Genomic DNA, 23,273 nt, shown 5'->3' on the forward strand with positions numbered 1-23,273 from the left:
TGGTGGGAGCTCAGTAGCCGTGTTCGAGCGCGAATTCTTCCTCGAAGTCTTCCAATGAAACGCCCTTCGTTTCGGGCACGATGTAAATGTAGAAGAGCAGGGAAATCACGTTGATGGCACCGAAGACCGCGTAGGTTTTCGCAGCTCCCAAATGGGCGATCATCACCGGGAACACCCAGGTAACAACCGCGTTCATCAGCCAGCCACATCCGACCGCGAAGCCTTGGGCGACGCCACGGATGCGGGCGGGGAAGATCTCGGATACGAGAACCCAGTTGACCGTGCCCGACTGCTTCGCAAACACGAACAGGGACACCAGAATGACGACCAGCCAGGGCAGGAAGACAGGGATCGTCGAATTGATGGTGCCATCAAGGCGCGTGTACGGGGTGATGCCGACGGCGAACACGATAGCCAGAGAGAACAGGAAGAACGTCACGCCGCTCTCCTGGTAAATACCGACGGTACGACGCTTCAGGCGTGCGACCAGCCAGAGGCCAAAAGCGGCGCCGATCGTGGCGACCGCGCCCGTAATGACGTTGATCGTGATGGCATCAGCGGACGAGAAACCGGCGGCATGCAGGATCTTCGGCAGGTAGTACATTGCCGTGTTGATGCCGGTCAGCTGGTCGAAACACGCCAGCCCGATACCGATGAACACCAAGCGACGTGTCCACTTCACCTTGAAGGTGCGATGCAATGACCAGTGACCTTCTTCATCGATTTTTTGGTGAAGATCGATCATCTGGCGAACTTCAGAGGCGACGTCATCGTGTTCGGGGTTACGGATGCGCTTCAGTGAGCCGATGGCTTCGGCGTAGTGGAGGTTCGCGGCATACCAGCGTCCAGATTCGGGCATCATGCGCATACCGATCCAGAGGGCGATCGCCGGGATCGTAGCCAGGACAAGCATCCAGCGCCAGACTGAACCGTTGCCGTCCGAAACGGCGAGGTTTGCGACCTGAGATGCCTGATCCCACGAGTACCAGGAGCCGGCATTGAGCGTGCCTGTTGCATCCGACGCGACCTGCACCTGCGGGCCACCGCGGGCGCGCGAGAGCATTGCGTTCATCGAGTAGGCGAGCAGCTGACCAAAGACGATCATGAACTGGTCAAGCGCGACCAGCTGACCCCGTACGCGCGTGGGCGCAGATTCGGACAGGTAAATCGGGACGGTTGCCGAGGCCCCGCCGACCGCCCAGCCGAGGATGAAGCGGAAGAAATACAGGATCCAAACGTTCGGTGACAGAGTGCAACCGAGTGTGCCGATCACGAAGATGGCGGCGAGGATCAGAATGTTGTGGCGGCGTCCGTAGCGGTCAGAGAGACGACCGCCGATGATTGCGCCGAAGGCCGCACCGATTGCGAGGAATGCGCCGACTAGGCCTTCTTCGAACTCGTTGATTGTAAGGCCACCCGCGTCGGTGGGCATGTACATGTAGGGCAGGGCGCCGGCGATGACGCCGGTGTCGTAGCCGAAGAGTAGGGATCCAAAAGTGGCGATTGTCGCCAGTAGCGCGATTTTGCGCGGTTTACCGGATGCTGGCGTGTTCTCAACCAGCGTGCGGAGTTCAGCTTCGGAAAGATGAGCGTTCTTTCCGCGATGAGCGCTTGAAGTCATACCCCTATCTTGCATGAATGAACACGCTAAATCACCTGACCTGCGCATACTTCCGGGAAAGAATGGGGTAGCCACGCGTTGTTGTCTGAGAAGTGGCAACTATTGGAAGGGGAGTGGAAAACAATGACTGTTAGCCGATGACAAGCGGTGACCAAACGGTATGGATCGCAGTGTTATACCTGCTCAGGCACCATTGAGATCGCGCCACATGGGCATTCTTCAGCACACACACCGCAACCCTTGCAGTAGTCGTACTTGAACTCGTACGTGCCGGGCTTGATTTTCGTGATCGCATTGTCCGGGCAGACGCCGAAGCAGTTGTCGCATCCGAAGCAGTTGCCACACGACATGCAACGACGTGCCTCGAAGACAGCTGATTCTTCATCCAGACCCTGAACGACCTCGTCGAACGTGGAGGCGCGACGAGGCCCTTCAAGCTTTTCGCGCACCTGGTGTGGCGCGTCCGAGTAGTACCAAGTGGTCATGCGGCTCAAGGATGCATCGCCGGGCTTTTTGGTCGGCGTGTATGTGGCGCCTCGTAGATAGGCGTCAATGTAGCGCGATGCCTTCTTGCCGTGGCCGATCGCGACCGTGACCGTGCGTTCGGAAGGAACCATGTCGCCACCAGCGAAAACGCCCTGGATGCCGGTCATCATCTGATCGTTAACGGTGACGACACCATCTTTGATTTCGATGTCGGCCGCATTTTCAATCAGCGACAGATCCGCCTCCTGGCCCAGAGCCATGATCAGCGAATCGGCGCCGAGTTCCTCGAACTCGCCGGTCGGCTGCGGGAAGCCACTTTCGTCCAGCTCCATCTTCTCGATCGTCAGCTTCTCGCCGTCAACATGCTTCACGGTCGAGAGCCAGCGCATCATGATGCCCTCTTCCTCGGCCTCGGCAACTTCCATGTCGTGAGCGGGCATACGGTCGCGGGTACGGCGGTAGACGATGATTGCCTCGCTGGCACCCAGGCGCTTCGCCGTGCGGGCAACGTCGACAGCCGTGTTGCCACCACCGTAGACGACGACTCGACGGCCGAGCATCGGCTTCTCACCGGTTTCGACGTCTTCAAGAACCGAGACGGCATCCATGATCTTCGCCGATTCACCGGCGGGAATGTAGGCGCGCTTACCGATGTGAGCGCCGACAGCCAAGAAGATCGCGTCCCAATTGCCGACCTCGTCGTCAATGTTCTCCACCTTCGCATTGAACTCGAAAGTGACGCCCATGTCTTCGATGCGCTTGATTTCTGCTTCGAGGATGTGACGAGGCAACCGGTAGGACGGGATCCCGAAACGCATCATGCCACCGGCCATCGGGCCCGCTTCCTTGATATGCACGCGGTGGCCAGCCATGCGCAGATGGTAGGCAGCCGACAAACCGGAGGGGCCGGCACCAACGATCAGCACGGACTTCCCCGAATCGGGAGCGGTCACCGGAACCGTCCACCCTTCAGCGATTGCCTTGTCGCCAAGGAAGCGCTCGATCGCGTTAATACCAACGGCCTCGTCAATCTGCACACGGTTGCATGCGGTCTGGCACGGGTGGTAGCAGACGCGACCCATCGTTGCCGGTAGCGGGTTGTTGACCATGATTTCACGCCATGCGCCCTCGTAGTCGCCTTCTTCAGCGTGGTAGAGCCACTGCTGAATGTTCTCGCCAGCGGGGCATGCGACGTTACACGGAGGAAGAAGGTTAACGTACACGGGGCGTTCAGTGCGCCATGAACCGGTTTCGTTTGCCAGCGACGACCCCACATTCAGTGTGATCGCGAAGGGCTGAGTTTCCATCGTCATTGTGTGGTCCTCTTCCTTACTCGGCGGTCTCGTCGTCTGCGAAGCGACCCTCGGGATCTTCGGGTGCGCGCAGGACGCGGTCGAGAACGTCTTCGTCCAGTTGATCTGCGTCGATCAAGCCGTAGCGACGGATATTTCGGTCAGCAATCGCCTGCAGGCGTGCAAGAGTTTCAGGATCGCCCCCGCCCTTGAACAGGTGGGCGAAGCGACGTTGCGGGCGCAGGTACTCTTCGACGGGAGCGGGACGGCGGATTTTTGTCACCGACGTGATTTCGCCACCCTCTGCTTCGAAGACGGGGAAGAGTCCCGTTTGCGTTGCCAGTCGTGCGAGTTTCACGGTGATATTCGAGGCCGCGCCCCAGCCGAGTGGGCAGGGGACGAGGACATGAATGTAGCGGGCACCGTGGTAGCTCATCGCCTTGTTGACTTTGTATTCCAGGTCGCGAAGGTCAGCGACCGTGGCCGTGGCAACGTAGGGAATCTCGTGTGCCATGGCGATGCGAGCCATGTCTTTGCCCTGACCGAAACGGTTGCCGGGGTGCTTGCCGACCGGCTGGGTCGTGGCCGTGCGGGCGGTCGGCGGGGTCGCGCCGGAACGCTGAACGCCCGTGTTCATGTACGCCTCGTTGTCGTAGCAGATGTAGAGGACGTCGTCGTTACGTTCGAACATGCCCGACAGGCAACCCATGCCGATATCGACCGTGCCACCGTCACCGCCCTGAGCGATGACTCGAGTCTGCTTGCCCTTGGCTCGCAGGCCAGCGGCAGCGCCTGCCGCAACGGCAGGAGCATTACCGAACAGGGAGTGCAGCCACGGCAGGGTCCAGGCCGACTCGGGGTAGGGGGTTGAGAAAACCTCGAGGCACCCGGTTGCGTTCACCGTGACAAGGTCACCGTGAGCTGCAACCGCCGCCGTATCAAGCGCGTAGCGAGCACCCAGTGCCTCGCCACACCCCTGACAGGCGCGGTGGCCAGACGTCAGCGTATTGAGACGGTTCGGATCGGACTGAACCGAACGGTAGTCCTCATCAGCAAGTCGGTTGCCCACCGCGTAGGAGCCAACCTGATAAAACTTCACGTGCTCGCGAGCAGGGATCTGCGTCGCGCCAACACCGGGAATACCAAGTTCAACAGCCATCAGTTATCCCTCTCAATTCCCTAGAGCCGCGTCGGTGCGGGCCTTCGAATCACGCATGATGTTCTCTGCGGTCGGGCCGCTTCGGCGCGTGGCGTTTTCGCGTGCGAGCTCGGCGTCCACCAGCTCGTGATCCAGATCCAAGAACGTCTGCGCGGGTAGCGTGCCCGCTTCCAAGTCGTTCAGCATCGAGTGGAGTGATGCCTTCGTGATCGGGCGACCACCCAGGCCAGCGATGACCTCGTAGTTGTCGATGCCCATCCCGCGCACGGCTGAACGGCAGTGCGACGACACTATGCCACCGATACCAACGGAGAAGGCTTTCTCGATGTTCACGAAACGCTTGGCGTTCTTCAGGGCCTCGCGCACCGCGTCGATCGGGAATGGGCGGAAACTCGTGATGCCCAGAACGCCGATCTTTTCGCCGCGCTCGCGGCGTTCATCGACGACATCCTTGATGGTGCCCAGCACGGAGCCCATTGACACGATGATCGTCTCGGCCTCATCCAAACGGTAGGGGCGAACCAGACCGCCCGAATCACGTCCGAAGATTTCGGCGAATTCCTTTTGGACCTGCGGGATGAGTTCCAGCGCCTGCATCTGGCGATGGTGAGCGAGGTAGCGCACCTCGGTGTAGGCCTCGGGACCGACCATTGCACCGATCGATACCGGATGTGCCGGATCGAGGACCTGACGCGGTTCATAGTCGGGCAGGAACCTCTTGACCTGCTCTGCTTCGGGAACGTCCACGATCTCCATCGCGTGGGTCAAGATGAAGCCATCCATGCAGACCATGACCGGGATGGAGAGCTCTTCGGCGATACGGAACGCCTGAATGTGCAGGTCAGCAGCCTCTTGGTTCGTCTCGGCATAGAGCTGTAGCCAACCGGAATCGCGTTGGCTCATCGCGTCCGTGTGGTCGTTCCAAATGTTGATCGGAGCGCCGATTGCGCGGTTTGCGACGGTCATGACGATTGGCAGGCCAAGGCCGGCAGCGTTGTACACCGCTTCGACCATGAACAGCAGGCCCTGCGATGCGGTTGCCGTGTAGGTGCGTGCGCCAACGGCGGAAGCACCGATGCAGGCGCTCATTGCGCCGAACTCGGACTCAACGTTCAGGTACTCGCATCCCGTCAGGTTGCCCTTCTTCACCAGCGCGGAGAGGGCCTCGACGATGTGCGTTTGTGGACTGATCGGGTAGGCAGCGATCACTTCGGGCGAGCAAGCTGCGACAGCCTTTGCGATTGCCTGCGATCCTTCGATTTGTTCACGCATCAGCGCCCTCCTTCATGTTTGCGCGCTCAGCGTTCACCTGGTCGTATGCGGCGGTCGCGGCGTTAACGTTTGCTTCGCCAACCTTGCCGGGGAATCGCTTGCGGATTGCGTCGGTGACGGAATCCAGGGCAATCAAGCCGGTCAGTGCCGCGACTCCGCCGAGCATGACCGCGTTCGGAAGTGGCCTGCCCACGTGTTCGCGGGCAATGTCGAATGCGGGGATCGTGATCGCATGCCCCTTGGGCAAAGAATTCACGAGGTCCATCAGACCGAGCTCTTCAAATGATTTTGTCGAGTTTAAAAGCACGTAGCCTTCAGGCTTCAAGCCGGCGAACACGTCCATCACCGACAACAGCGTCGGATCCTGAACGACGATGACGTCAGGCTCGAGCACCGGCTCGCGCGTACGGATCTCCTTGTCGGTGATCCTGCAGAAGGATACAACGGGTGCGCCGGTACGTTCTGAACCGAAGGACGGGAAAGCTTGCGTGTGGTGTCCGTCTGTAAAAGCAGCCATTGCTAACAGGTCGGATGCCGTGACGACTCCCTGTCCTCCTCGACCGTGGATTCTCACTTCAACCATGTCTTCGACCGTAGGTTGATTGTCAACAATTTGTGTGAGCCCTGAAAAAGTCGCGTAATAGCGCTGTTTATACGTGTCGAAAGGTGAGATTGTTAGTGACGGGCGACATAAAAACGTGCAACCGAAGTGTCGTAAAATGATGAGTGGTGCCACATCACATCAATTGGCCCTAATGCCTATGTGAACCCTATGTTCTCCACAGCGTGCCGACCTTGTCGCCACATTCCTTGGAGTGAACATTGGTGTCCTCGCAGTGACGATCGTCCTCGCGCGGTCGCGGACGATGGCAAAGGCGCCTAACCTGGAAGGGAATCGGCGTTGCTCGACACTAAGGAGCGGGCAGACGCCTGCGACGAATATGATCAGCGAAAACTGAAAGGACAGTCATGAGCCTGCCATCTGAAAAACTTGCCGAACTTGGCCTGGAACTTCCGCCCGTCGCAACTCCTGTTGCCGCATACGTGCCAGCCGTCCTTGACCGCGGTGTTATCCGCACCTCGGGTCAGCTCCCTGTTGTTGACGGTGAACCCGTTTGCATCGGTGCAGTCGGTGAGGATGCAACTGACCCCGAAGATGCCAAGGATGCCGCACGCGTCTGCGCGCTCAATGCGATCGCGGCAGCCGCGACGTTGGCGGGTGGCGTCGACAACCTCGCAGGTGTCGTCAAGGTTGTTGGCTTCGTGTCGTCGCGTCCTGACTTCTACGGCCAGGCCGGCGTCATCAATGGTGCGTCTGAACTATTCGCTGAAATCTTCGGCACCGCACACGCGCGTTCTGCATTCGGTGTTGCGGCCCTGCCGTTGAACGTATCCGTCGAGGTCGAAGCAGAATTCGCGCTCCGCGAAGACTGATCTGCTCGCGCTGAAATGGCGCGGAAATCCTATATTGAGCGGGTACCCCCATAGGGTATATTTCGAGTTAATGACTCAAGCTTTTGGAGGAAAAATGGCCGACGCCCTACCCGAGGTAGCGCCCTCGCAGAACCATCAGACATTCAAGCTCGTTGACGCGCGAACCGGCACCGAAGACGTGAAGTCCGAAGGCGGCTGTGGCTGTGGCGGCCACGGAAACGGTGGAGGATGCGGTGGCAAGGGTCGTGGCCACGAGGTCCCCGTTGAAGAAACCGCGTCCGGTTGTGGCTGTGGTGGACACGGTCATAAGGCTGAAGAGGCAAAGCCGGAAGGCGGTTGTGGTTGCGGTGGTAAGGGACATGGCCGCGGAGGTCATGGACACGGCCATCACGGTCACGGACACTGTGGCCATGGTGCGGGCGTTGAAGAACTCGTTCTTCACTCGATCCCGAAGGTCGTTCGTCGCGCAGCCTTGTTCGCGGCAATGGATTCTCTGCCGGTAGGCGAAAACATCCAGATCTGCGCTCCGCATCAGCCTGACCCGCTGTTTGCTCACCTGCAGGGCTCCGAGTCTCACTACCGTGTCGAGACCATCGAAGCGGGCCCGGAAAACTGGCGCTACCGCGTCACGCGTATTTCCTGATCATTCACTCACTTTGGGGTGCGTCGCGATCCGCGACGCACCCCAAAGTCATATTCGCGTTCATCTAGTGACGTGGGAAGATTCCGGTTACCGTTGAGGTATGAATTTCTTCGATGATGATGAGAACACCCCGGAAGAGGACTTCGACCGCGTCGAAGTTGACTGTGGAATTGCCACCTCTGTTGAAAACGTGTGGGCAGTTGTCAGCGAACCCGGCTGGTGGGTTAATGACGGTCCGGTCGACGACCACGAGGTCGCCCTTGATGATGAGGGCATCTACCACGTGACTGACCCTGAAGCGGGCGAGTGGCTGGTTGAAAAAGCAGACGAGGATCCGATGGATGTCGTCGCCTTCCGCTGGTATCCGATCGCGTCCGATGAGCTCCCCGACGAATACGCGACTCGCGTCGAAATCTCCCTCTCTGAAGAGGGCGACTCGGTGAACGTTCACATCGAAGAGTCCGGCCTCTCGTCAGTCAGCGACGATGAAGACGAGGCCCGCCAAATGTGGGATGACGAAGCGGGGATGTGGGCTGAAGCGCTTGATGCGATCAAAGCTCACCTCGAAGCCTGAACCTTTCTTCAGACCGCCCACGCTGCAAGCCCTGGTGCTTTGTGGTGTGGGCGGCCTCGTGATTGAGGAAGAGAAAACGCGAAGGTGCAAGATCGTGTAAATCGACACATATACGCAGGTGGGGCACGGTTGAGTGAATGCGACGTGACTCGTTTGCCATGTGTCGCGCATGAAAAGGTAACGCGAAGGTGAAGTATCGTAAACAATTATTGGGGCACTGTTAGCGAATTACGGACCTTGCACAGCAGCAGTGCTCGGCTTACCCGTAGTGTCGGCGTCATCACCGCCGACACACACGCTCGGCGATATCGCCGACGCGGAAGGAGTCTGATGAGTAGTCACGGCATGAGCGCAACCGGAACACCTGCGCCTAGCGCAGGAGCCGACACCGGCGAAAGTGGCCACCTGCAACGCAATCTGCAAAACCGACACGTCCAGCTCATCGCAATCGGTGGCGCAATTGGCACCGGCCTGTTCATGGGCTCCGGCAAGACGATCGCCACAGCAGGCCCTTCGATCCTGCTGGTCTACATCATTATCGGCGCGATCCTGTTCATGTTCATGCGCGCGATGGGTGAGTTACTTCTGTCGGACTCGCGCTATCACACGTTCGCTGACATCGCCCGCGACCTCATCGGTCCCTGGGCCGGGTTCGTCACCGGCTGGACGTACTGGATGTGCTGGGTCGTCACCGGCGTCGCCGACGTGATCGCCATCACCGGATACGTCAGATTCTGGTGGCCACAAACGCCCGCGTGGATCCCGATTGTCATTACGACAGTCCTGCTGTTCTCCCTGAACGCGATGACCGTGAAGGCGTTTGGTGAAACAGAATTCTGGTTCGCGCTGGTCAAGATCATTGCGATTCTTGCGCTGGTCGTCGTTGGTTTCATCATGGTCGCCATGCACACCACCTCCGAAGCTGGCACGACCGCTGCGGTATCAAACCTCTGGTCGCACGGCGGTGTTTTCCCGAAGGGTTTCATCGGATTCTTGGGTGGCTTCCAGATTGCTCTCTTCGCATTCGTCGGCATCGAACTGGTCGGCACGACGACCGCGGAAACCGCCGACCCGGAAAAGACTCTGCCCAAGGCGATCAACTCCATCCCCGTGCGCATCATGCTGTTCTACGTCGCGGCTCTCGCCGCGATCATGATGGTGACCCCGTGGGACCAGGTTGACCCCGAGCGCTCGCCGTTCGTCACCATGTTCTCCATGACCGGCCTAGCGGCGGCCGCGACGATCGTGAACATTGTCGTTCTGACCTCTGCTGCATCGTCGGCGAACTCCGGCATCTACTCAACGTCACGTATGCTGTTCGGCCTGGCGTCGCGCGGAGACGCCCCCAAGATCTTTGCCCGCCTGTCTCGCCGTCACGTCCCGAAGAACGCTCTGTTCCTGTCGTGTGTCTGCCTGCTGTCCGGCATTATCGTCATGGCGTCCGGCGGGTCAATCTCCGCGGCGTTCACGCTGGTCACATCCATGTCGGCAACCCTGTTCATGGGCGTGTGGGTCGTCATCATTGTCTCGTACCTGATTTACCTGCGTCGCTACCCTGAGCGCCACGAAGCCTCCGTCTTCAAGGCTCCGTGGGGCGCAGCATCCGCGTGGATCGTCTTCATCTTCATGCTGGCGATGGTCGCCGTCCTCATCCTGTTTGAGGACACGCGTCAGGGATTGTTCACGTCCCTCGTGTGGATCGTCTTTATCGTCGGTGTTGCGCTGATCAATCGCCATCGCATGTTGAAGCGCGCAGAGGAAGGCGCCCTCGATCACGCGGTCGCCGATGTTTGACGCACAGACGCGATTTCTCGCCCCTGTTGTCGGCACATCCGGCGTCTCCGTATCGCACGTCCTTTCATTTTCTGAAATATCGACCGTCCGAATTCGCAATCTGTGTATCCGCTGATTAGGCTTTACTTCAGTGCCACGGGAACCCGCACGCGTGCTGGGTTGAGAGGAAGGCAAAGTGCCTTCGACCGTCGAACCTGAACCGGATAATGCCGGCGTAGGGAGGCTTCCTACTCGTGAGCACCATGCTGTACACGAGAGGAGTTCTTCAGCATGAGTGACAACGTTGCATCCGCACCCCGCCTGAATTGGCGCGTCGTTGACATGGTGACCACCGCGATTCTTGGTGTTGCATGTGGTTTGCTGTTCCTGATCTGGAACCAGGTTGGTGGCTTGGGCTACGACGTTCTGGATGCTGTGACCCCCGGTTTCGGTGGTCTGATTACCGGTATTTGGCTGATCGGTGGCCCGATTGGTGGATTGATCGTCCGCAAGCCGGGTGCTGCAATCCTGGTTGAGGTCATTGCTGCTTCGGTTTCCGCTGCGCTGGGTTCACAGTGGGGTATTTCGACGCTGTACTCGGGTCTTGCTCAGGGTCTGGGCGCCGAAATCATCTTCGCTCTCTTCGTTTACCGTCGCTTCAGCCTGACGATTGCCGCCCTTTCGGGTGCTGGTGCCGGTGTGGGCGCGTGGATCCTTGAGTTCCTGGCGTTCGGCAACATGGCGAAGTCCTTCGGCTTCAACATCACTTACTTCATCACACTGATCATTTCGGGTGCGATTGCGGGCCTGCTGGCATGGCTGCTGGTTCGCGGTCTTGCGCAGACTGGCGCGCTGGATCGTTTCGCGGCCGGTCGCGAGGTTCGGACTCGCGTCTGATGAATTGACGAGGCCTGGACCCGCTGGCGAAGGCACAAGCCACCGCCAGCGGGTCCAGGTTTTATCGGTCTCTACTCTTTCTGGGGCGTTGCACTATGAGCACTAATCTGCCTGATCCCGGTGTTCCTGCTTTTCACTCTGACTCGTTACGTGGGGAGGATGCCAAGGAGCCTCGTACCCCCGCGTCGGTAGTGATCGAAGACTGGGGTTGGCGTCATGGCGGTCGTCTGAAGTGGACGCTCGATGGGGTGAATCTGCAGATTAACCCGGGTGAGCGCGTTCTGGTTTTAGGCCCGAGTGGCTCAGGTAAGTCGACGTTGATGGCGGGTTTGGCTGGCCTGCTCGGTGGGGAAGATGAGGGTGAAGCGCGAGGCTCCCTATTGGTCGAGGGCGAGAAGCCGGAGAATCTTCGCGGTCGCATCGGCTTGATGATGCAAGATCCTGAGGCTCAGGTTGTGCTTGCGCGTGTCGGTGATGACGTGGCGTTCGGCATGGAGAACCTCGGGGTTGTGCGCGAAGAGATTTGGCCGCGCGTTGATGCCGCTTTGGAAGCGGTTGGCCTGAATGTCAGCCGTGATCGCAATACGTCGATGCTGTCGGGCGGTCAGAAACAGCGCCTCGCACTCGCGTCGATTTTGGCGATGCAGCCCGGTCTTCTGCTTCTTGATGAGCCGACCGCAAACCTTGATCCGGAAGGCGTTGCGGGGGTTCGCGACGCGGTTGAGCGTGTCCTTGCTGTGAGCGGCGCAACGATGGTCGTTATTGAGCATCGCGTGGATGTGTGGGCGTCGCTCGTTGATCGTGTGATCGTGATCCTCGATGGCGCCGTTGCAGCTGATGGTCCGATTGAGCAGGTGCTTGCCGAGCAGGGCGAGACGCTGAAACAGCGTGGCATCTGGCTTCCCGTCGACGATGTTGTTGCCGCGCTCGGAGCTAGCGACGGAGAGAATCAGGCTCTCGATAACGGAGGGCAGACAGACTCCACTCCCATCCTGTCAGTTCGTGACCTGACGATCGGCTACTCACCGGAGCATCCTGTCCGCACCGGTATCAGCCTCGATATTCCGCGAGGCCAATCGACGTGCCTCGTTGGCGCGAACGGTGCGGGTAAGACGACTCTCGCTCTGACGCTCGCCGGCCTGTTACCGCAGATTGAAGGCACAATCAGAGCCACCCCGAAGGATGGTCTTCCCAGCGAATCCGCTGACCCGCACGAGTGGCGTTCGAAAGACCTCCTAGGCCGAATCTCTATGGTCTTCCAGGAACCCGAGTACCAGTTCGTCTCTACAACTGTGCGCGGTGAGCTTGAGATCGGCCCTCGTCAAGAGGGAATCGATGGAGACGAATTGGCCGGCCTCGTTGATGAGCACCTGGCCGCACTGGGCCTAGCCGCACTTGCTGGTGCGAACCCGATGACGCTGTCGGGTGGCGAAAAGCGCCGACTTTCTGTTGCGAGCGCGCTGATCAGCGCACCCGAACTGCTGATTCTCGATGAACCGACGTTCGGTCAGGATCGCACAACGTGGCTTGAGTTGGTCAGATTGCTTCGCCGTGCGCAGGCTCTCGGAACGACGCTCGTCTCGATTACGCACGACCCCGCCTTCGTCGAAGCGATGGGGCAGAACGTCATTGACCTCGGTAGCGTCGGCGTTGCGCCAGCGGGTGCGAATTCGTCGCTTGCGCCCTCGATCCCAGCGGACGAGGCCGACCATGCTTCATCGGACGCCACCGTGGAAGAGAAGGCCGAGCACTCCGCCACGGAGACGACGCGCCCCAAGCGTTTTATCGAATTGGTGAACCCGGTGACGCAGGTACTGTCCCTGATTCTGATGACGACGCCGTTAATCCTGTCGATCGACGTCGTATCCGCCGGCATCGCGCTGGTACTGGAACTTTTGCTTCTGCCGGTGACACATATTCGCGCTCGGACGATTGCGTTCCGCATGATCCCACTGTTCCTCGCAGCGCCTTTGGCTGCTCTGTCGATGTTGCTGTACGCGAACCCCGCGGGCGAAATCTTCTGGTCATTCGGTCCCGCAATCATCTCGGAGCGCTCCGTGTGGATGGCAGCCGGAATCTTTCTGCGCGTCCTGGCAATCGGCATGCCGGCAATCGTGTTGCTGTCACGGATTGATCCGACCGACATGGCGGACGGTCTGGCGCAGATCCTGCACGTTCCCGCCCGTCCCGTGCTGGCAACCTTAGCGGCGGCCCGCATGACCGGGCTGATGACCGCTGACTGGAAGGGCTTGGAGCAGGCGCGTCGGATCCGAGGAATCGGGGACGCTCATAAGGTCGTGTCACTGGCACGCGGTTCGTTCTCACTGCTCGTGTTCGCTTTGCGCCGTAGCGCGAAACTGTCTCTGACGATGGAAGCACGAGGCTTCGGCGCAACCGGACCTCGCACGTGGGCGCGCCAGTCCTCCATGGGCGTTCGAGACATCATCATGCTGATCGTCTCGATTCTGGTGCCGATCATCGCGTTGAGTGCTGCCGTCTATTTCGGTTATTTTGCCTTAATTGGACGCTGATGATGACGAACAAACAGGCTGAACAACGTCGGTTTTCATCCGCTCTGGGTCAACCGTTACCCGCCGACCTTGTCGAAGCGACGATGACCCACGCGCACGCCTCAGCCAGCGAAACCCCGATCATTCTGGTTGACGGGCTGTCGGGCGCAGGCAAATCCACGTTTGCGCTCGCTCTTCGTGATGCCCTGAATGGCATGGCTGGCGGATACAAGTGGCGAATCATTGGCCCCGACGAGTGGTATCGCGGTTGGCAGGGCCTCGCCGGTGCGCAATCCATCACTGAAACGGTGATGGCTGACCTTCGTGCGGGTCGCATCGCCAGCTATCGCCCCTGGGATTGGGAAGCATCCACTGAACGTGACCCAAAGCAGGTTCTTCCCGGTGTTCCCACGATCGTCGAAGGGTGCGGGGTGCTGACTGAGCGTAGTTGTGCGTTCGCGGACTACATTATCTGGATTGAAGCTGAGGGTGGCGAACCCGTCCGCTACGACCGTGCGATTGCCCGCGATGGAGACACATATCGGCCACATTGGCGCACCTGGGCCGAGCAAGATGATGCTCGCCTTCTGGTCGATCATCCACAAGAGCTCGCTGACGCGATCGTTCTGACCTGACGTTGCGTGAGCCTATTCGTTACCCAACGCATTCGTCTGTCCCATCCTCGCTTGAGCGTTCGCAGTGACTAGACTTCTCGCTGATGAATCCTTTCGACATTGCCTCCCCCGAGTATGCCTCGGTGCGTCCGGCATACCCAGTTTCGGTCGTTGACCAGCTTGTCGAAATGACGAGGCGAGGCTTGGCAGATCATTCCGCTGGCAAGAGTGATCTCGATGGCGAGCAGTGCCCCCGCATTGCTGATATTGGTGCTGGAACAGGAAAAATGAGCGCGCTTATTGCCGAGCGTGGCATATGCGTGGAGGCTGTTGAACCATCAGAAGCAATGCGCCAGCAGATGAGTGAAGCACTCGAAGAGCGCTCATCGTGCTGGCGTCACCTCATCGCGATTCACGATGGAACCGCAGAAGATACCGGTTTGCCGACCGGCAGTGTCGACCTCGTTGTCTATGCGCAATCGTGGCACTGGGTCGACGAAGAACTCGCGAGTCACGAAGCAAGCCGAATCTTGAAGGATCGCGGTGGGATTGGAGTGGTGTGGAACCAAATGGATGTTTCCATCCCCTGGGTTCATCGCCTGACCAGAATTATGAGGTCCGGTGACGTGCACCGACCCGACAAGCCACCGAGCTTTTCCAGCCAATTCACTGAGCCGGTGCTCGGCCTCGTGAACTTCGAAGAGTGCATCACCCCTGAGGACATTCTTCGCTTGGGCACCACGCGATCGTCCTACCTGCGTCAAAACGAAACCGGAAGGGCGCGGATGCAGGACAATCTGCGCTGGTACCTCTACGAACACCTCGCCTACGAGCCTGGACAACCGGTGACCATTCCGTATATGACGCTCATGTGGACGGCCCATAAGCGCTGAAACACACTGAAAGAAGCGGCCCCGCTTTCCCAAAGAGGAAAACGAGGCCACTCAAACGTGTGAAGTCAGGAAAGCTGACGCTCACTTCTCCCACGGGTAAACGATGTTCGTCTGAGCGCGCATCTCGTCCAGAAGTTCCATCACGCGCAGGGTCGCTGACCTGGGCATCGTGTCGGATTCTTTCTTGCCGGCGGTCAAGCAACGAGCGACCTCGGCCGCCTGGTACTGGAAGCCACCGGGGACGATGCCCGACCATTCAACGGTCTCACCATTTTCGGGCTTGCCTTCACCGAAAGTGCGCAGGCGCAGAGTCGAGGGACGGTAGAACTGCTCTTCCATCTCAATAGCGCCGTGTTCGAAAACAACTTCGCCGTAGGTCGCGGATCGGCCGTTGAAGTTCGAGGCCGCCATTGCCACCGCGGTGTCGGTCTTCAATAGGGCGGCGGACTGGACGTCGACCCCCAGGTCGGTGAGGTTTGCGGTTGCTCCCACAAGCTTCACGTCCGGAAGAATCTGGTGGACGAAAGACATTGAGTAGACGCCAAGATCCATCAGAGCGCCACCACCGAGCTCGGGATCCCACGTGCGACGAATGTGATCCAGCTTTTGGCCGTGATCAGCGTGAACGGTCGAAACTGCACCGAGACCACCATTGGCGACAATCTGGCTGAGTACCTTCTGGTGTGGCAGGTGACGCGTCCACATGGCTTCCATGCAGAACAGGTCCTTTTCCTTCGCCAGATCCAGGACGCGCTTCGCGGAAACGGCATCCATGGTGAAACACTTTTCCACCAAGACCGGTTTGCCGGCGTTGAGCGCGAGGGTCGCCAGTTTCTCGTGCTGCGGGTGGACGGTGGCGACGTAGACGGCGTCAATATCATCGGCTGCAACGAGGTCCTCGTAGGAGTCGTAGGCCTTTTCGACGTTGTAGGTTGCGGCGAACTCTTGGGCGCGCTTCGGATCGCGAGCTGCGATACCTGCCATCACACCGGACGAGTAGGCGGCGACGTCATGAGCAAAAACTGCTGCAATTCCGCCAGCACCGAGGATGCCCCAGCGAATTGCGGGGGCTTCCATCGGATCAAGGAGTTCCACGCCTGCGGCCAGTTCGGCCAGGGGAGCGGGTAGAGGGGCAAGGGCTGCATGAGGATTCGACTGCGTTGTCATACCCCTATTGTTTCATAGCGAATGAAAATCGTCGCTTGGTCAAACAAGAGTATTCACGCACTGAGAATCAGAGCAGGTCCTTGCGCTCCATGTACTTCATCGCCAGCCAACCGAAGGGGATGCGACCGTAGAACGTCACCAGACGGTAGAGGACCGCGGTGGGCAGGCCGATTGATAGGGGAACGCCGGCAACCTGAAGACCGGCGGTGAGGGTAGCTTCGACAGGACCAATACCGCCGGGTGAGGGGATGACAGAACCCAGAGAGTTCGAAGCCAAGTAGGTCAAAGCCAGTGACAGGAGGTTCATGGAGCCACCCATCGCGGCAAGGGCCGCCCAGAAAGCTCCGATGAAACCGACGTTCATCAGAACATTTCCGCCAAGAATGGCAAGCAGACGCTGAGGCTGTCCAACAATCCAGATCAGACGGGGGTGCACCTGAGTCCATGTCGGCTCGATCTTCGACCACATCCACTTTCTGAACTGCGGAATCGACAAGAGTGCTGCAATCACTGCAATGACAACGACAACGACTGCAAGGATCGTGCCATACGGCAACTGGACGGAGAAAGAACTGCCGTTGAGTACCATCGCGATCAGCAAGAACAACAGGATGAACGCCAACTGGATCAACTGTTGCAAGGTGACCGTGGTGGCAGCGACAACCGTGCCAACCTTCTTCTTTTTCAATAGTCGCAGGTTGACGACCGCGGGACCGACGCCGGCGGGGGCAACGATCGTCGCGATCGATGCGCCGATCTGGGCGGTGAGAGCCTCCCAGAAGCGCAGTTTCACGGGGCTGAGTGCCATCAGTGGAATTGCGCCACCAACCCATGTCAAGCATGCGAGTCCAAACGAGAGCACCATCCACCACGGGTTCGCCTGCGTCACCGCTGTCGTAATGTCTTCGAAGTTCATCGAGCCCAAAACAACGACGAGCGCCGTGAAAAGAACCGCCACCATGATTACGGTGCGCGGGCGGAAACGCTGAAGATCCGTCAGCTCCACTTCATCGTCAGATTCAACGCCCATCAACTGCGCGCGCAGATTTTCCGTCAGGTCAGTTCTGCGCACGTTTTGTCGGACGCTCGTCGGCAACACCGGTTCCTGTAACACGGCTGCGCACGAGGTCAAAACTTCGGGCGCCACCGTTCTGCGGGCCGATTCCAAAGCTCGTTCACTGCCGGCGGCAAGCGAGAGCAAGACAAGCATCTGGGCAATGTCGATACGGCGGTTGAGCTCAGTGGTTGCGACCTCGCCCTTTTGCCAATCGACAATCCACAGTTCCCCCCTATCGTCTAAGAGCACGGCATCCTGGGAAAGATCCCGGTGGCTAATACCGCTTCGATGGGCGGCACGAAGCTGCGTCCACGCCTCATCGAGCATCGCGTCACTGATCTGGTCAGCCTCGAATGACGTGAGCGGAGCCGTCGGTGGAAGCGCCTGCGATACGGAAATAAACGACTCGCCAGCCTGAGCGATTCCAGCAACGTCGGGGGTGTGAACACCAGCTTTACGGGCTGCAAGGGAAGTCAGCGTAGCGCGTTCCGTTGTTGCCTTCAGAGACGGGGAAATCCATCGCGAAATTCCGCGCAAGCGCACGTTGTTCCACACGTCAACAAGCGTTCCGACAATCTCGCGACCGGGATCCAACGCCACCACTTCATACAGCTGATCATCAACCGTCCACACCTGATAATGACGATTTTCGTCAACGTCAGGCCGACGATTCACCGTGTATTCGACAGTCTGCACGTCACGACTTTGAATGTGGAGCCGGCCTCGTGAATCTTCGATAATCGACCAAGCCGAAAGTGGTTCGCTTGATGTATCCAAATCGGTACGCACCACGCGAACTGGCACCAGACCCAAGTCCAAAAGAGCGGAAACGATATCCGTACCCGAGGCACGACGGTCCTCGAAGCCGAAAAACCACCGCGCAATTGAACCAACGATCCGCCCGATGAACACGGAAATGAACGCGCTTGGCAGAGTCATCGACGAACGCATCACGCCAAGGAAAACAATCACCCACAGGCCGATCCACGCCCAACGGACGGTTCGCATATTCTGCATCTCGCCCGCGACAGTGAACATTGCGCAGAGCGTGATCACGATCAGGTTGATCCCCAGCGCCGTTGACGTCGTATTGCCCAGCAGCGCGACAGCCTTCGCCACGCGAAGAGGAGCCGTGATGTCATCAGGTAGCAGTGAAGTCGCCCAGAGGAGCGCCCACCCCACCAGTACCGCGACGATCGCCGTGCCCACAGAATGAGCGATCGCGGAAATACGCCGACGCAAGGCCAGCGCAACCACAATCGCAATCGGAGCGATCAGGACAACGCTGCCCTCGACCAACGTGATCGGAAGAAGCAGAATTTCACGGATGAAACGAAAACGAAGAACATCCTCTGTCACACCCTGCGTAGTCGCGTTCGCAAAAACGCCGATTGCCCACGTGGCAGCGATTCCGAAAACACAGAAAAGTGCTTGAAACAAGTCCTCGCGACGTCGCCTGCGCGGAGTCTGCCTATCCGCATAGTGAACGGGGACGGGCAGACGGCCAGGTGTGTGGGGTTTCGCTTCATCATCCACGCCGTCGTCCGCCACGTCAGTTTCGGTATCCGCGGTGTCAGCCAGCGTTTCAGATTCCGCATAATTCTGCGGGTCTTCAGTGGTCTCGTGGTCTGCGAGGGCAGAATCAGTCTGAGAGGAAACGTCACCGGAACCTGCGGGTGTGACGTCATCCTCTGTGTACTCCATGCTCTCAATCCTAACTGCGAGCGCGTGACGGGTAGGGTGTGAAGCGCGGGAATATGCCGAGCGCTGTGTCCCGCCAACGCGCGAGAAAAGCTCGCACGAGTATCAAGGAGACTGAGTGATCATTTCGACCCTCGCCACCGACCTTCTGCCGGCGCTTTCGCCGATGGCCGATTCAAGCTGGCTGAGCACGTTCATCGGCTGGTTCCATGATCCGGAGGGCTTGCTTCTCGCAATGGGCCCGTGGGTTTTGTGGGGCACACTTGCGATCGTGCTGATCGAGTCGGGCGTTTTGTTCCCGGTTCTTCCTGGCGATTCCTTGCTGTTCACAGCGGGTCTTCTGCACGACCGTCTGGGTTTGCACCTGCCAACTCTGGTCATCCTGACCTTCATCGCCGCATTCATCGGTGCGCAGATCGGCTATTGGCTGGGTGCGCGCTATGGCCGTCGCCTGTTCTCTGACGATGCGCGCTTCTTGAAAACCGAGCATCTGCACAAAGCGGAGAGCTACTTCCTGAACTACGGCGGTCGCGCGCTGGTGATTGGTCGATTCATCCCCTTCGTGCGTACTTTCATTCCGCTTGCTGCGGGCATTGCACGCTACCCCTACTCGAAGTTCTTGGCGTTTAACTCGCTTGGCTCGTTGCTCTGGGGTGCAGGCATCACCTACCTGGGTTCGGTCTTGGGTGGCGTCGACTTCGTGCACGATCACCTGTCGATAATTATTTTGGCGATCGTGTTCGTGTCTCTGATCCCGATGATCGTTGAGTTCATCCTTCACCGTTCGCACAAGGACCAGGCCGAACCCGCTGTAGACGCTGTAGACGCGGGCACGCTTCCGCAGGAGTAAAACGTGTGTGGACAGTGGTGGGCCGCCGGACCGATCTTGGTGGAGATGGTGATGGCGCTGATTCTGCCGGGAGTCTTCTGGGTGCGCTCCTGGGTGCGCTCTTCCGTTATTGCGGTTGGCATTGCTCCTGCGATCACGCTTGGCTTCCTGACCATCCTGTCCGTTGTTTTTGATCGTAGCGATGTCACGTGGTCTCGTGAAAAAGTATTTCCCCTGCTCGGGATCGCTTTCGTTGTGGGATGCGTGAACTGGCTGTTTGCTAGCGCTCGCCGTGCTGGTGGAGGGCGCCTACAGCCGGGAAGCTTGCTGTCACACATTGGACCACGCCAGCCTCTGGGTGCTGAGCAGGCTCGACTACGAGCCTCAATGTGGATAATGATCGCCGTCGGTACGTTCGTGGCAGCCCTTCCGATGCTGTTGCACGCAAGCCCGAAAAATCCTGTCCAGCAGTGGGATTCAACATTCCATTTGAATGGCGTATGGACGATTGTGCGAACCGGGAATGCTTCACCCTTCGGCGGTCTTTCTGACCTCTACGGTGGTCGAGACGTTTTCTATCCGACCACGTGGCACGCTTTCACCGCCCTGTTCGCAACCCCGAAGACAGTTGTTCTGACCGCGAATGTGACATCGCTGGTTCTGATGCTGATCTGGATTATTGGTGCGACCGCGATGACCAGCGTCATTACGCGTAAACGTGGAGCGATTCTTGCAGCCCCCGTTCTGGCAGGCGCTCTGTTGGATATGCCTGCGGACAATCTGACGATGTACAACCAGTGGCCACTGGCGACCGGTCTTGCTCTGATCCCAGGCGTTGTTGCGCTCGCGGTGATCGTCGGTCGGCGCTTGTTGGATGCGCGTCGGGTGGGTGTGGGCGCGCTTGCTCATCAGATCCCGTTGACGATCCTGCTACTGGCAGGAATGTTTGGTGCGTCGGTTGCTCACCCGAGTTCTGCGTTCACGATCTACGTCATGCTGATCGCTGCGTTCCTTTCGGGTGTCGGTGGGGGCGCGATTCGCGCCTACCGTCGAGGCGCTCGATCCCTTGCTTTCGTCGGGGGACTTGTCTGCGTGGCGAGCCTCGTCACCCCCTTCTTGCTTTTGACGACGGGCAAAATTCGCGCGATGGGCAACTATCCACGTGCTGGAATTTCGTGGGAGTACGCGTTTAGCCACACGTTCACGCCCGCGCCACCGTTCTCGCAAACGACCGCGATGACAATGCTGATCGCCGTCCAAGTTGTCCTACTGCTGGTCGGCATTGCGGTGAGCGTTGACGCCTTCAGCATTTTCCGCATCGACGAGGCCGGGCCTGCTCAACATGCCGATACCTCCGATTGGGAGCCCGGTGCGATGTGGCCGATCGTCTCTTACCTGCTGTTCTGCTTCCTGACTTTCTTGGCGTACGCGCCGATCGGGGAATTCCGCACATTCCTTTTGGCCCCCTGGTACTTGGATCCGCGACGGATCATGGGACCGCATGGGCTGACAATGGTGCCGTTGATGGCGATCGGTTTCGAGCGGATTTCCTTCCTCGTTTTTGAGTGGGTAGCCCGCGTTTCGCAGGGTGCGACCGCGCAGCTCACCCACGAAGATGACGGCGGAACCGAAGAGATAGCGCATGTTTTGAGAACCGAAGAAGTGGCGCAACCCGGCGGAGCTCAAGAGGGGGTGCAAGCCGGTGAAGCTGAAGAATCAGAATTCTTCGGAGCCAGCGAAACCGACGAACTGGTGGGCCCCAACATGGGTGAAGAACACCTGCCCGCACTGTTCCCACGCTGGTTGATCGACGTTGTTATCGGCGTCCTGCTTCTGCTACTCACCGGCGGAGGTGCTTTGGATGCGCGCCTTCGCGCCACCGACTACGTCTACGACCCAGAAAACCTGGGGAAGCCGGGCATGGCTGACACCGCTGAGCTCGCAATGATTCGTCGAATGCAACTGCTGATTCCCGGAGATTCGCTTGTCCTGGGTGATCCGATTGCGGGCGCGGCGTACACGGAAGTTCTTGGACAGCATGACGCGGTTTTCCCTCAGCTGTCGACCACCAATAACGAGGAACGCTGGCAACAGGTTCTGGTGAAACACTTCAACGAGATCCACGACAATCCCGAAGTGTGCGAGGTCGTCAATCAGATGGGGATCACGCACTACTACGCCGATGAAGACGGAAAGTATTACAACTTCCTGCGTTCGTCTCGATTCCCGGGCCTGTACAACGTTGATACCTCGTATGGCTTTGAATTAGTGGATCAAGGCGGAACCGCGAAGCTCTACAGGATCACGGCATGTGGCGCCGTATCTGAGAACGCCGACTCTGCGTCTGCGGAAAACAAATAACGAAGGACATCAATGTCATTGCGAATCGCATTCCTTGGGCCGTTCGGAACGTTCACCGAGCAGGCCGTGCGCCAAGTCGCGCCAGTCGACGCGACACTGATGCCGATGACCAGTGCACCGCAGGCTCTGGCCGCTGTTCGCCAGGGCAAAGCCGACCGCGCGGTTGTGCCGATCGAGAATTCAATTGAGGGTGGCGTGAACGCGACTCTTGATTCACTCTCCCGAGGTGAGCCACTGGTGATCGTTGCTGAAATGGTTGTCCAAGTGGTGTTCCAGCTGGCTGTTCGTCCGGGAACCCAGCCCGAAGATGTTCGTCGCATTGGTACGCACCCGCACGCGTGGGCTCAGTGTCGTGGATGGGTTGAAGCCACTTTCCCGGGCGCTGTTCACGTGCCTGCCACTTCCACGGCAGCCGGGGCAGAAATCCTTTCCGGTGGTGACGCCCCGTTTGATGCGGCTCTCTGCAACGAGGTTTCGGTTCAGACCTATGGTCTTGAAGCGATTTACAAGGACGTCGCTGATAATCCAGGTGCCGTGACGCGTTTCGTCCTGGTGTCGAAGCCGGGTCAGATCCCCGCGCCAACGGGTGCGGATAAGACGACGATCCAGGTTGCTCTTCCGGTGAACGAGTCCGGTGCATTGCTGACCCTGTTGGAGCAGTTCGCTGTCCGCGGTGTCGACCTTTCGCGTATTGAGTCTCGCCCAAGCGGTGACGGTTTGGGTGATTACACGTTCAGCATCGACATTGTTGGACACATTTCCGAAGAACGTGTTCAAGCCGCTCTTGTTGGTCTGCATCGCTATTCGCCCGAGGTTCGTTTTATGGGGTCATACCCGCGCGTTGACGGAATGAAAGCACATGTTCTGCGTGGAACCAGCGATGAGGATTTCCATGCGGGTCGCGCATGGGTGGCGTCAATTCTTCAGGGTGGAAATGGCGTTGACGTTCCGGATTACCCGGTTGTGCCGTCGTGGCCGTTGAACGGCTGA

18 protein-coding genes and 1 riboswitch are annotated in these 23,273 nt (G+C 59.0%); of the genes, 11 read left to right on the forward strand and 7 right to left on the reverse strand.

Annotated features, from left to right (window positions below; all coding sequences use genetic code 11):
• Positions 1 to 10 precede the first annotated feature (10 nt).
• The 5 genes from QP442_RS02055 to QP442_RS02075 form a co-directional block, all read right to left on the reverse strand.
• Positions 11 to 1,621 carry an MFS transporter gene (locus QP442_RS02055; RefSeq protein WP_103632893.1) on the reverse strand — a complete coding sequence of 537 codons (1,611 nt, stop codon included), beginning with the start codon at positions 1,619 to 1,621 and terminating at the stop codon, positions 11 to 13.
• A gap of 173 nt (positions 1,622 to 1,794) precedes the next feature.
• Entirely contained in the window at positions 1,795 to 3,477 is a 1,683-nt protein-coding gene (locus tag QP442_RS02060; protein ID WP_285069592.1) for an NAD(P)-binding protein, read from the reverse strand.
• Positions 3,437 to 4,558 (reverse strand): thiamine pyrophosphate-dependent enzyme, encoded by a 1,122-nt coding sequence (locus QP442_RS02065; protein WP_103632895.1) that lies wholly within the window; start codon positions 4,556 to 4,558, stop codon positions 3,437 to 3,439. Before QP442_RS02065 ends, QP442_RS02060 begins: the two co-directional genes overlap by 41 nt.
• Positions 4,559 to 4,570: 12 nt before the next feature.
• Complete coding sequence (gene porA, locus QP442_RS02070; RefSeq protein ID WP_103632896.1) at positions 4,571 to 5,830, reverse strand: pyruvate ferredoxin oxidoreductase; 1,260 nt, start codon at positions 5,828 to 5,830, stop codon at positions 4,571 to 4,573.
• A complete protein-coding gene (locus QP442_RS02075; protein ID WP_103632897.1) occupies positions 5,823 to 6,413 on the reverse strand; it encodes a 2-oxoacid:acceptor oxidoreductase family protein in 591 nt (196 codons plus the stop codon). Before QP442_RS02075 ends, porA begins: the two co-directional genes overlap by 8 nt.
• A 386-nt stretch (positions 6,414 to 6,799) precedes the next feature.
• On the opposite strand from QP442_RS02075, the gene QP442_RS02080 reads away from it, so the two are divergent.
• From QP442_RS02080 to QP442_RS02115, 8 genes are all read left to right on the forward strand, one after another.
• On the forward strand, positions 6,800 to 7,264 hold the full coding sequence (locus tag QP442_RS02080) for a RidA family protein (RefSeq protein WP_103632898.1): 465 nt from the start codon (positions 6,800 to 6,802) through the stop codon (positions 7,262 to 7,264).
• Between the two features lie 94 nt (positions 7,265 to 7,358).
• Entirely contained in the window at positions 7,359 to 7,907 is a 549-nt protein-coding gene (locus QP442_RS02085; RefSeq protein ID WP_103632899.1) for a DUF2249 domain-containing protein, read from the forward strand.
• Between the two features lie 100 nt (positions 7,908 to 8,007).
• Positions 8,008 to 8,481 carry a hypothetical protein gene (locus tag QP442_RS02090; RefSeq protein WP_006680547.1) on the forward strand — a complete coding sequence of 158 codons (474 nt, stop codon included), beginning with the start codon at positions 8,008 to 8,010 and terminating at the stop codon, positions 8,479 to 8,481.
• A 345-nt stretch (positions 8,482 to 8,826) separates the two neighbouring features.
• Positions 8,827 to 10,275, forward strand: a complete 1,449-nt coding sequence (locus tag QP442_RS02095; protein WP_285069593.1) for an amino acid permease — start codon at positions 8,827 to 8,829, stop codon at positions 10,273 to 10,275.
• Between the two features lie 125 nt (positions 10,276 to 10,400).
• Positions 10,401 to 10,513, forward strand: a riboswitch (TPP riboswitch).
• Positions 10,514 to 10,545: 32 nt separating this feature from the next.
• Entirely contained in the window at positions 10,546 to 11,151 is a 606-nt protein-coding gene (locus tag QP442_RS02100) for an ECF transporter S component (RefSeq protein WP_006680545.1), read from the forward strand.
• Between the two features lie 95 nt (positions 11,152 to 11,246).
• The gene (locus tag QP442_RS02105) at positions 11,247 to 13,682 is read left to right on the forward strand and encodes an ATP-binding cassette domain-containing protein (RefSeq protein ID WP_285069540.1); all 2,436 of its coding nucleotides are present in this window, start codon (positions 11,247 to 11,249) and stop codon (positions 13,680 to 13,682) included.
• A gap of 2 nt (positions 13,683 to 13,684) precedes the next feature.
• Complete coding sequence (locus QP442_RS02110) at positions 13,685 to 14,296, forward strand: AAA family ATPase (RefSeq protein WP_285069541.1); 612 nt, start codon at positions 13,685 to 13,687, stop codon at positions 14,294 to 14,296.
• A gap of 83 nt (positions 14,297 to 14,379) precedes the next feature.
• Positions 14,380 to 15,168 (forward strand): class I SAM-dependent methyltransferase, encoded by a 789-nt coding sequence (locus QP442_RS02115; protein WP_285069542.1) that lies wholly within the window; start codon positions 14,380 to 14,382, stop codon positions 15,166 to 15,168.
• An 81-nt stretch (positions 15,169 to 15,249) separates the two neighbouring features.
• On the opposite strand, the gene QP442_RS02120 is transcribed toward QP442_RS02115, so the two are convergent.
• Both QP442_RS02120 and QP442_RS02125 read right to left on the reverse strand, forming a co-directional pair.
• On the reverse strand, positions 15,250 to 16,335 hold the full coding sequence (locus QP442_RS02120; protein WP_219585533.1) for a Gfo/Idh/MocA family protein: 1,086 nt from the start codon (positions 16,333 to 16,335) through the stop codon (positions 15,250 to 15,252).
• 67 nt (positions 16,336 to 16,402) lie between these two features.
• Positions 16,403 to 19,096, reverse strand: a complete 2,694-nt coding sequence (locus QP442_RS02125) for a lysylphosphatidylglycerol synthase domain-containing protein (RefSeq protein ID WP_103632903.1) — start codon at positions 19,094 to 19,096, stop codon at positions 16,403 to 16,405.
• A gap of 163 nt (positions 19,097 to 19,259) precedes the next feature.
• Between QP442_RS02125 and QP442_RS02130 the strand changes: the two genes are divergently transcribed.
• Genes QP442_RS02130 through pheA form a run of 3 tightly spaced genes read left to right on the forward strand, consistent with a single transcriptional unit; the run spans position 19,260 to position 23,273 of the window.
• Complete coding sequence (locus QP442_RS02130; RefSeq protein WP_103633013.1) at positions 19,260 to 19,943, forward strand: DedA family protein; 684 nt, start codon at positions 19,260 to 19,262, stop codon at positions 19,941 to 19,943.
• A gap of 3 nt (positions 19,944 to 19,946) precedes the next feature.
• Entirely contained in the window at positions 19,947 to 22,283 is a 2,337-nt protein-coding gene (locus QP442_RS02135; protein WP_103632904.1) for a DUF6541 family protein, read from the forward strand.
• A gap of 12 nt (positions 22,284 to 22,295) precedes the next feature.
• Complete coding sequence (gene pheA / locus QP442_RS02140) at positions 22,296 to 23,273, forward strand: prephenate dehydratase (RefSeq protein ID WP_006680537.1); 978 nt, start codon at positions 22,296 to 22,298, stop codon at positions 23,271 to 23,273.

The organism is Pauljensenia sp. UMB1177 (genome assembly GCF_030217965.1).
Taxonomy (GTDB): domain Bacteria; phylum Actinomycetota; class Actinomycetes; order Actinomycetales; family Actinomycetaceae; genus Pauljensenia; species Pauljensenia turicensis_A.